The sequence below is a fragment of the Streptococcus sanguinis genome (assembly GCF_900475275.1).
In the GTDB taxonomy this organism is placed as follows: Bacteria; Bacillota; Bacilli; order Lactobacillales; family Streptococcaceae; genus Streptococcus; species Streptococcus sanguinis_N.
The window spans coordinates 1,306,274-1,316,394 of record NZ_LS483364.1; the positions used below are offsets into that span (position 1 = coordinate 1,306,274).

A 10,121-nucleotide genomic window follows, 5' to 3' on the forward strand; every position below is an offset into this window, starting at 1 on the left:
TAGTAGCAGAAAAACGCAAACGATTGCGCCTTTCCTCTTCTTTTGGTACAATAAAGCCAATCAGTGAGAATGAAGAGGAAAATTTATATGGAAAACCAAACTTTAATGCAGTATTTTGAATGGTATCTGCCAGATGATGGTCAGCATTGGAGTCGCTTAGCGGAAGATGCACCAAACTTAGCAGCGAAAGGAATTCGCAAAGTCTGGATGCCGCCCGCTTTCAAAGGAACAGGCTCTAATGACGTCGGTTATGGTGTATACGACCTTTTTGATTTGGGTGAATTTGATCAAAAAGGGACCGTCCGCACCAAGTATGGATTGAAAGAAGAATACCTCCGAGCGATTGAAGCACTTAGCCAGAACGGTATCGAAGCTATTGCTGATGTGGTTCTCAATCACAAGGCTGCAGCTGACTATAAAGAGCGCTTTACCGTTGTTGAAGTTGATCCTAACGACCGCACAAAGGTCTTGTCAGAACCTTTCGAGATTAAAGGCTGGACTAAGTTTGTCTTCCCAGGCCGCAATAAAACTTACAATGACTTCAAATGGCACTGGTACCACTTCACCGGCACTGACTATGATGCCAAAAACAACAAGTCAGGCATTTTCCTCATTCAAGGAGACAATAAAGGTTGGGCAGATGATGAGCTAGTGGACAATGAGAACGGCAACTACGATTATCTGATGTATGCGGATATTGATTTCAAGCACCCCGAAGTCATCCAAAATCTCTACGACTGGGCCCATTGGTTCATTGAAAGCACTGGTGTACATGGATTTCGCTTAGATGCTGTCAAACACATTGATTCTTTCTTTATGAAGAATTTCATCCGCGATATTACTGAAAAATACGGTGAAGATTTCTATGTTTTTGGGGAATTTTGGAATAGCGATGAGAAGGCCAATAATGATTATCTAGAAAATATTGACTATCGCTTTGACCTAGTCGATGTCAAGCTCCATCAGAATTTATTTGATGCCAGCAAATCTGGAGCAGACTATGACCTGCGAACTATTTTTGATCAGACACTTGCAAAAAATCACCCCGAATCAGCTGTAACCTTTGTGGACAACCACGATACTCAGAGAGGGCAGGCCCTGGAGTCTACCGTCGAAGAATGGTTCAAGCCTGCGGCCTATGCTCTCATACTTCTAAGAGAAGCTGGATTGCCCTGCGTCTTTTACGGAGACTACTATGGCATTAGAGGAGAATTTGCACAAGAGAGCTTTCAAGAGGTACTGGATAAACTTCTAGACATCCGCCTCAATCTAGCCTATGGCGAGCAGAACGACTACTTCGACGATGCCAACTGTATCGGCTGGACCCGCCAAGGTAAGGACGATGGTCAGCCAATCGCTGTCCTTATCAGTAATGACCAAGCAGCCAGCAAATCCATGCTTGTCGGTTCAGAATGGGCTGGCAGAGAATTCAGCGACTATCTGGGCAACAGCTCCCAAATCGTAACCATTGACGACCAAGGCTGGGGAGAATTTCCTGTGGAGGAAAAATCAGTTAGTGTCTGGAGTGTTAGATAAGTCGCAGTAAAATATGGAAAAAGAAAAATAAGACCAAATTGGCCTTATTTTTTTCGTTCTTTCTTGGAATATAGTAAGCTAAAGGAAGCCAAAAGACTGATGACTGCTGCTCCCAAGAATGATGAATTTGTGTTTCCAGTATTTGGTAATTGATGTTTGGACACTCGAGATAGAACTGGACTAGTCTCAGAGTTTTCAACCCTTACAGGACTCTTCTGCTCAGAAGTTTCTGTTCCCAAAGGTGTTTGAGTATGCGTTTTTGGCTTGTAAACATAAGTGCGAACGCCATTGGCATCTGATACAGAAACGAATCCATACTCCTCAATAGTCTTAGCATCTAGCAAACCAAATTCCTCAGCTGCTAAAGGTCTTCCTTCTACATCTACAAAGCGAGTGATTTCGATAGAAGGCTTGTCCTCAACCGGAGCATCTGTCGGTACTTCATGCACGCTGGTACGATAGACATGTGTGCGAATACCATCCTCGTCACTGCTGGATTGGTAGTCATAACCAGCGATACTCTTAGACGCCACCAAACCACGTTCAGGATCTGACAGCTCTTGACCATTTTCATCTACAAAGCGGGTCATTTCTAAGACTGGTAGGTCTTCGCTTAGAACATCTGTCGGTAGTTCATGTACACTTGCTCGGTAAACATGAGTACGAATGCCGTTCTCATCAGTACTAGACTGAAAGTCATAGCCAGAAATTCTCTTAGATGGCACTAAACCTTGTTCAGGAGCTGATAATTCTTGACCTGATTCATCTACAAAGAGGGTCATTTCCATGACTGGCTTGCCTTCACTTGGAGCATCTGTCGGGACTTCATGCACGCTGGCGCGATAGACATGAGTACGAATGCCGTCCTCGTCACTGCTGGACTGGAAGTCATAGTTGATAATACTCTTAGACGCCACCAAACCTTGCTCTGGATCTGATAGTTCTTGACCTGATTCATCTACAAAGCGAGTGATTTCGATAGATGGCTTGTCCTCAATCGGAGCATCTTGCGGCACTTCATGCACACTAGAACGATAGACATGAGTGCGGATGCCGTCCTCGCTGCTGCTGGACTGGAAGTCATAACCAGCAATAGTCTTAGACGCCACCAAACCTCGTTCTGGGGCTGACAGCTCTTGACCGCTTTCATCTACAAAGCGGGTCATTTCTAAAACTGGTCGTTCTTCGCTTGGAGCGTCATTTGGAAGTTGGAACTGGCTGAGTACATACTCATAGACGATTCTTTTGGTTCTTCTTGCTTCGTACTCTCCCGATTCAGCATCATAGTATGATAATCGAGATTTATAAGTATAGAGCTGATTCTTATAGGAAATAAGAGGCTTAGGGCTGACTGTGTATCTGGTTTTAGCCAATTGCTTATCCATAATGGGGTTAGCAATGGCATTGCCCTGATCGTCTTGGTAACGGACAAGAACCTTGCCCGGTTCCTCATCAACTTTCTTAACATCTGAAAGTTTAAAGACGAAGCCTTCAGCTTTGACCGTTCTAAAAACTCTATCTATGTCAGGTTGGTTAATACTTAAGCCAAGTATAGTCTTCCCTCCCCTATAAAAAGTTGGTTCAACAGGTGTAAGTCCACCATCGGGCGTCTCAATTAAATTATGTACGCCCTCAATTTGAATCGTGTAGTCCCTATCGATATAATAGCGAGTCCTGTCATGAGGTTTCATCAGATACAGTTTGTAGTGGAAGGTTTTAATATTGTTTTCACCAAACCAAGGCGCCATTACAGTCGGATTATTACCCAGCCAGTCGATATACACTAGATCGTTATATTTATCTAATTCTAAAGGAAGTCTAAAAATTCTACCAATTTGAGATTCATTGAAACGATAATTTTGTTGTCTCCATGGCTCATTGGGATCTCTATAACCAAATCCTAAGGGATCCGTATCTCGTGTATCAAACAATCCATTCTTTAAATCGTTATTGAAATGATGGGAATAAAAATCAACTTCCTTTTGATTAATAACAATTTTCTGAAAGTACGGATTAATAGGTCCTCGTTCAGACAATCTCCTTTCAATAGGAAACGCTTCAACTCGGAACATATCTGGATTTTCAGAATATATTTGCCTTATCTCTTTCATAGATAATATCCTACGATCTGATTCAGGCAGATATTTTCTAGAAAAAGCCTCTTCGTAGGTTTTCCAACCATGCCATTCTCGTGGAGTATATGCTGTTCTCAAAAACACTCGTTTTGGAATAGATTCATCAACTGTCAAATCCAATTCAGAGCGCGGAATAATAGATTTTGGTATTCTAGCTACTTCTTCTGGCGTCGGATTTGGATTGAATATAGACTCCCACTTATTCAAAAAGAAAAGGGCTGTATTATTTTGGATAAATGAATCCCAACTAGATACTCTTTTTGATGGAACTTGTCTAAAATCCTCATCTTTGACTAGATTTAAATTTTCAACTTCCTTTAAGTTAATGTATTTAAAGACACCATCCATCTTACGGATTGCATAAGCATGATCATACTTTTTAGCTGCTTCTTCTATTTGCTCCACCGACTGTATCTCTGGCATGACAGATGTCATGGTTGCAGCCTTAGTTATTTCATCTCTCTCTTCCTGAGTATGATAGTCATAAAATTCTTGAGCTAACCGTTTGATTTCAGGCGTGACTTGGGCCGCACCATTCTCTCCTTGTTCTGAAACGGTTAGACCAGAAGGTCCCTCTGCTGGTGTATTTTTGATTGTACCATCATTTGGCAGTTCTTGAGTGATAGGAGGAGTCGACTGGTTATTCTGGACTTGATTCCCATCTGTTTCATTATTTACCTCATCTGCTTGTATAGTCACTGCCATTGTCCCAGTAAGCAGTAAAGACAGAGGAATTGGAACTAATTTCAGTCCCAGTTCTACTTTTTTTCCTAAACTCTTTTTCATATTATTCTCCTTTTAATCTCCTATTTTTGACATTTTAAAAACTTTTTCCCATAGATTGACTAGTAATCCTTTGTGATAACGATTAGCAAGTTCTTTTGATTTTTCCGAAAATCCCCTCCATTCTTTTTCTCCAAATTGGCTAAATTGCTCTAGATGGGCAATATACTGATTAGCGTCATTTTGCGGTATCAGCCAGCCATTCTCTCCATGCTTAATATAAGCGCGATTGGCATAACGCACATCCAAGCCTATCAGAGGTAAGCCATTAACTAGAGCCTCGTAAAGTGATGTCGCAAAGGCTTCCGATAAGGAGGTGCTAATATAGGCATCATAAGCTTGATAAGGTACCTTAGACTGATAGCCCTTAAAATGAACCATATCTTCCAAATCATTGAGCTGAACGACATCTTGCAGCATGGCCATATCTGGACCATCTCCATAGATATCTAAGCTAAATTGCTCATACCCTTTAAATTTGAGCAAAGCCATGATTTTCAGCAATAACAGAACATTTTTCTCCTCAGACAAACGACTAACTGTCACCAAGCGAATATCCTTAGGATCAAAGACTCTCTCTCTTGGATATTGGACCACTTGATCTGCATAGGTTGTTGGAATAAAGAGGGCCTTATCCCTCATCTTTTGAGGCAGATAAGCCTCTTGGCTTTCCCCAACCAAAATCAAAGAGTCTAATACATCCTGATCCAGCCAGCCCATGACCTTTTTATTTAACTCTTGTCCGAGGGCGATCATATGATCCTGATGAAGGACGCGACCTACATGAAAATCTTGTCCACGTCTCAAGAGAACATTTTCTGGAATATCCAGACGCTCCATCATCAACCAGTCTTCTGGCTCAAGCTCCTCCTCAGCAAACTCCTGCAGACTCCTGCCAGCTAATTCTATGCCCAGAAAACGGACTTTAGTCCTATCAATTCCCAAGGCTTCATAACTATCCAGCACAAGCTGCCTAGAAGAGACATTAGCATATATATCTGTATCCGCTTCAGAAACCCACAACTCATAAGGCACTTTCATTTCTTCAAAAAGCTCAAATCGATTGCGGAGGGCAATGTCAATCCCAAATGCCCTAGCACGGATACAAGAATCCACACAAACTACTTTCATTTTCTCCCTTTTAACCTAAAGTAATTCTATATACGAACATAACATATTTTTAAGAATTATACCAATAATCTGAGCAATAATTTTAGACAAAATTATCCTTTTTGTTCAACCAAGCCACTTCTTAGATAAGCATCCACCATACGCTCTGTCGCGACAACTGAATCAATATGGGTACGCTCATAAGAGTGGCTGGATTCGATACCAGCGCCTAACAGGGCATGCTTGACTTCTGCTCCTGCGCTCATAGCTGCAGAGGCGTCTGATCCGTAAAATGGATAGATGTCCAGTTTGTAAGGAATGTCCTGCTCCTTAGCCAAATTTACCAAATGCTGGCGGAAGCCGTAGTGATAAGGCCCCGAAGCATCCTTAACACAAATGGAAACCGTATACTCATCTGTCTGCTGGTCGTCACCCATAGCGCCCATATCAACCGCCAGATACTCTACAGCTTGTTCTGGCAGGCTGGAATTAGCCCCGTGACCAACCTCTTCAAAGACACTGAAAGCAAAATGAGTCGTCACCGGAAGCTGAATATTTTCCTCTTTATAAACGCGCAAAAGATTGAGCAAAATAGCTGCGCTGACCTTATCATCCAGAAAGCGAGACTTGATAAAGCCTGACTCAGTAACTGTGGTACGAGGGTCAAAGGAAATGAAATCACCGACTTCGATTCCTAAATCGCGAGTTTCTTTCTCACTCGTCACCTTTTCATCCAAACGGACTTCCATATTGTCCTGAGTACGTTCAACCGTCCCAGCATCCTTATAGACATGGCAGGAAGTCTGGTGAACTAAGATAGTCCCACTGATAGTCTTACCACTGCTAGCCACGTGGACTAGGCAGTTTTCTCCTTCAATCATGTTCCAAGGGAAACCGCCAATCCGATCCAGCTTGAGACGACCATCTGGCTTAACCGCCCGAACAATAGCCCCCAGTGTATCCACATGGGCAGTCACTACCCGATGCTGGGCATCATTTTCGCCCTTAACCACAACATGAACGCCGCCTTTATTGGTCCGGACAGGCTCATAGCCCATTTCCCCCAGCGTTTTCACCAGATAGTCTGCCACCTCAGCCGTAAAGCCTGTTGGCGAAGGGATAGCCGTTAATTCTTGTAAATATTGAACAGTTTGATTCATGAATGTCTCCTCATCGTTTTTCTTTATTATAGCACAAAGAAAGCCTGAGCAAATAGATTTTCAGCAGGCTTTTAAGGATTAAATGCAATAAAAACTCCTCAATTACTATCGCTATACTGCTGCTCTTTCTCCTCTTGGACTTCATTCTTTCCCAACTCCCAGAAGAAGAGATTGCCTAACAATCCTAAGAGAAAAAGCAAGATAGGAATGGCATAAGCTGCTAGGGGATTATAAGCTTCTCCAGCACTAATTTTCATCTGTGGGCCGTATGGAGCTATCAACTGATAATAATTAAGACCGCAAAACAAAATCGAAAAGAAAAAGATAGAAAAGTAAAGACGATAGAGATGTCCTAACAGCTGTCCTTTGAGTAAATAAGTAACTTCCCCCATCAGTGTTGCAAAATTCATAACAGCAACTACAAAATAAGCAATGACAACAGGAACTAAAAATAGAAAAAGGTAAAGATAACCATAAGCAACCCCCGGCTCTGGCTCAATTCCCGAATAACCGTACTGAAAAACCAGTAGATACAAAACTAAGGGCAAAAAAGGAATCACCCTAAACTTCTTATTTTTCATCCACATCTCCCTTTAAATAAAGAAACTTCTTCTTATTTTATTATAACAAATCTTCTTTATAAAACAATATTTACTTTTATTTTAAGGTATTTATTGACTATAAAATCAAGCTTAGCAAATTTCAGCCAATGTAAAAACAGCCATTCAAATGTCTGTTTACTTTAGAGTTTATAAGTTTAAACATCAGTACATTATCGAGAATAGATGGTGACAAAGACAAAAAAATCATCTCAGCTAGCTGAGATGATTCGTTTGGCTAATTTTAATTAGCTTTTTTGAAACGATAGACAAGAGCTGATAAAAGAATCAGTGCAAATCCTGCTGCTATCGCAAAGATAGATGTTTCACTGCCAGTTTTCGGCAAAACTTTTTTGCCAGTTGCTGATCCACGAACATCTTTTCCATCTTTATCTGATGAATTACCTGGGGTTCCATCAGTCGAACCGACTGGTTTGTCACCAGATGATGACGGTGGTGTAGAATCTGAAGAAGATGGTGGTGGTGTTGGTCCTTGTGGACGTCTAGCTTCAAATGTCCATGTGCCTGTAAATTTGACATCTGAGCCTGCAATAGTTTTACTATCCGCGTCATATTTAAGGAATTTCCAAGTACCTCCAGTTACTTCAATAGAATCCTTAGCTGGCTGAACCGCTTGAACTGCAGTACCATCTGTGTATTCATTGGCATCGGTCGGCAACAATTCTGTTACCTCTGCTGGTAAGGCGCGATTCGGATCTTCGCTTACAAATTCATACGTTACCTTATATTTCGGTGCTGGAGTGAAATTCCATTTACCGGTAAATTTAAGGTCCTTATCCGCAACAGTCTGTGCATTCGTTTCTGCATAGCCTTCGAAAGTCCATGTGCCTTCAGTAACTGTAACACTTGTTTTAGTAGGCTGCTTAGCGTCTACATTAGTACCACTAGTGTAGCGATTAGTATCTGCTGGAAGCAAATCAGTTACTTCTTTTGGCAGGTTTGGATAGGCTGGGTTAGAGCTGAGAAACTCATAGCTGACACCATAGTCTTTATAACTGTTGGTGAATGTTGGATTGTTGTCTGTAACAGCAGCTTCCAACTTGGCATTGTTTTCAGTCACTGTGACAGTCACAGTATGTTCTGCACTGTCATAAGTCACTCCCGCTTCATTTCCAGCTACTTCTGTCAGCTTGTAGGTATAAGTCCCTTCTTTATCATAGTTGATTTCAGGAAACTTGATATTACCATTGGCGTCATTTGTTGCTTGAAGTTCCACGTTATTTCCGCCAACCTCAGTCAGCTTGAAAGTGTACTTACCAGCTTCAAGTGCTTTACCATCCAGAACTTTTTTAGCAGTAATTGTTGCAGTCGCTGGCTCTAACTTGTATGTATTGGTGAAAGCATCACGGTCATAGGTAACCGCTGCTGTCTTAACGCCGTTGTTGTCTGTTACAGTAACAGTAACATTGATGTCTGAATTGGCATCGTTTGTCACACCTGGCAGATTACTTGCGCGTTCACGAATGACGTAGTTAAAGGTTCCTTCTTTTTTGAAACGAAGTTTCTTAAAGGTTACGGCACCAGCTTTATTGGTTACCGTTTGAACAACTTTGTCGTTGTCATCCTTATTGATCAAATCAAAAGTAAATTCACCATCTGCCAAATTGCGGCCAGTCAATTCCTTTTTGACTTTGAAGATAACTTCATCAGAACGGGTACCTTCCCCGACACCATCAAGTGTTGTCAAAGGCGCGAATGGACGTGCTAACAAATCAGGCATCTTTTGCCCATTAGATGTAACGGTTACATCGTTAAAGGCTTTTTTGGTTACCTTATCTACTGGCTCAGTCAAACGAGTTCGGTAGATAACATAAATACCTCTTCCACTCAAATCCCCAGCATTAACTGTGAAATGATTGGAGTCTGTAATTGAAACGACATCGCTTGGGTTAAAGGATTTACGTGTGCCAGAAGCACCTTCCCACTCAGTAAAGTAGTAACCTGTAATCCCTGTATCTTCATCCAGCTCTTGACCTTCTGGAATAGCGTCCTCAATGACAACTTGACCAAGATTTTGGACATCACGATTGACACGGATACGCCAGTTGACATAATTAGGATCCTTAGAATCCTGAACACCCCACTTGGAATACCCCTGTGGTTCTTCATCAACCTTGATACGCTTCAGCCTATAGGTTCTAGCACCTGGGAAATTAACTTCTTGCTCTTGGTCATAAGGCATATTATCAGCCCAAACCACTGTGAAAGAAGATTGAATACGCTTGGTATCTGGCATTTTCGCAAAATACTCAGCATTTGTGACAGTAATATTTGCTGTATTGGAAACAGGATCTGTCACCAACTTGGCAACAACAGTGCCATCCGGTGCACTAATGTTTTCCTCCAAAGTTCGCTCAATTTTGAACTGTGATGGAACACGATAAACCATGGTATCACCATTATTTAATACTTTGCTATCCTCAAATGTATAGGTCGGAGCAATGTAAAATTTACCTTCACCGTAGCCTGTATCCTTTAAAGGATTAGTATTAATAGTGACATCTGTAGTTAGCTGATAATCACTTTCACCTAACTCTGCAGCAGAAACCCTAGGACTTGAGCTTAACAAGGGAAGAAAGGTTGATACCAAAAGCAGCAAAGTCATCAAAGCATGAGACACTTTATGATAAGTTTGTTTCACCTTGAATGCGGTCCTCCTTCTTTTTATATTTTATTTTAGACAAATGCTGGCATGCACACCATCACCTGTCTACCCCCTCATTTTCAGTCGGTTCTAAATCAAGATTTATTACCAAACTAAAAATGATAGTACTCGT

Annotated in this window: 6 protein-coding genes; 1 reads left to right on the forward strand and 5 read right to left on the reverse strand. The window is 41.6% G+C overall.

What is annotated here, in order from left to right; all coding sequences use genetic code 11:
• Positions 1-69: 69 nt before the first annotated feature.
• The gene (locus DQM55_RS06710) at positions 70-1,536 is read left to right on the forward strand and encodes an alpha-amylase (RefSeq protein ID WP_111675907.1); all 1,467 of its coding nucleotides are present in this window, start codon (positions 70-72) and stop codon (positions 1,534-1,536) included.
• A 44-nt stretch (positions 1,537-1,580) separates the two neighbouring features.
• Here the strand turns inward: DQM55_RS06710 and DQM55_RS06715 are convergent, their stop codons facing one another.
• The 5 genes from DQM55_RS06715 to DQM55_RS06735 form a co-directional block, all read right to left on the reverse strand.
• On the reverse strand, positions 1,581-4,457 hold the full coding sequence (locus tag DQM55_RS06715) for a MucBP domain-containing protein (protein ID WP_111675908.1): 2,877 nt from the start codon (positions 4,455-4,457) through the stop codon (positions 1,581-1,583).
• A 12-nt stretch (positions 4,458-4,469) separates the two neighbouring features.
• Entirely contained in the window at positions 4,470-5,585 is a 1,116-nt protein-coding gene (locus DQM55_RS06720) for a glycosyltransferase (protein WP_111675909.1), read from the reverse strand.
• A gap of 92 nt (positions 5,586-5,677) precedes the next feature.
• Positions 5,678-6,724, reverse strand: coding sequence for a M42 family metallopeptidase (locus DQM55_RS06725; protein ID WP_111675910.1), 1,047 nt, complete (start codon positions 6,722-6,724; stop codon positions 5,678-5,680).
• 98 nt (positions 6,725-6,822) lie between these two features.
• Entirely contained in the window at positions 6,823-7,311 is a 489-nt protein-coding gene (locus DQM55_RS06730) for an ABC transporter permease (protein WP_111675911.1), read from the reverse strand.
• A 256-nt stretch (positions 7,312-7,567) separates the two neighbouring features.
• Positions 7,568-9,985, reverse strand: a complete 2,418-nt coding sequence (locus DQM55_RS06735; protein ID WP_111675912.1) for an SHIRT domain-containing protein — start codon at positions 9,983-9,985, stop codon at positions 7,568-7,570.
• Positions 9,986-10,121 lie beyond the last annotated feature (136 nt).

What these genes read in the sequence shown, in the direction of transcription:
- DQM55_RS06710 (WP_111675907.1), top strand. Translation starts at nt 70, where the DNA reads ATGAAGAGGAAAATTTATATGGAAAACCAAACTTTAATGCAGTATTTT.
- DQM55_RS06715 (WP_111675908.1), bottom strand. Translation starts at nt 4,457, where the DNA reads ATGAAAAAGAGTTTAGGAAAAAAAGTAGAACTGGGACTGAAATTAGTT.
- DQM55_RS06720 (WP_111675909.1), bottom strand. Translation starts at nt 5,585, where the DNA reads ATGAAAGTAGTTTGTGTGGATTCTTGTATCCGTGCTAGGGCATTTGGG.
- DQM55_RS06725 (WP_111675910.1), bottom strand. Translation starts at nt 6,724, where the DNA reads ATGAATCAAACTGTTCAATATTTACAAGAATTAACGGCTATCCCTTCG.
- DQM55_RS06730 (WP_111675911.1), bottom strand. Translation starts at nt 7,311, where the DNA reads ATGTGGATGAAAAATAAGAAGTTTAGGGTGATTCCTTTTTTGCCCTTA.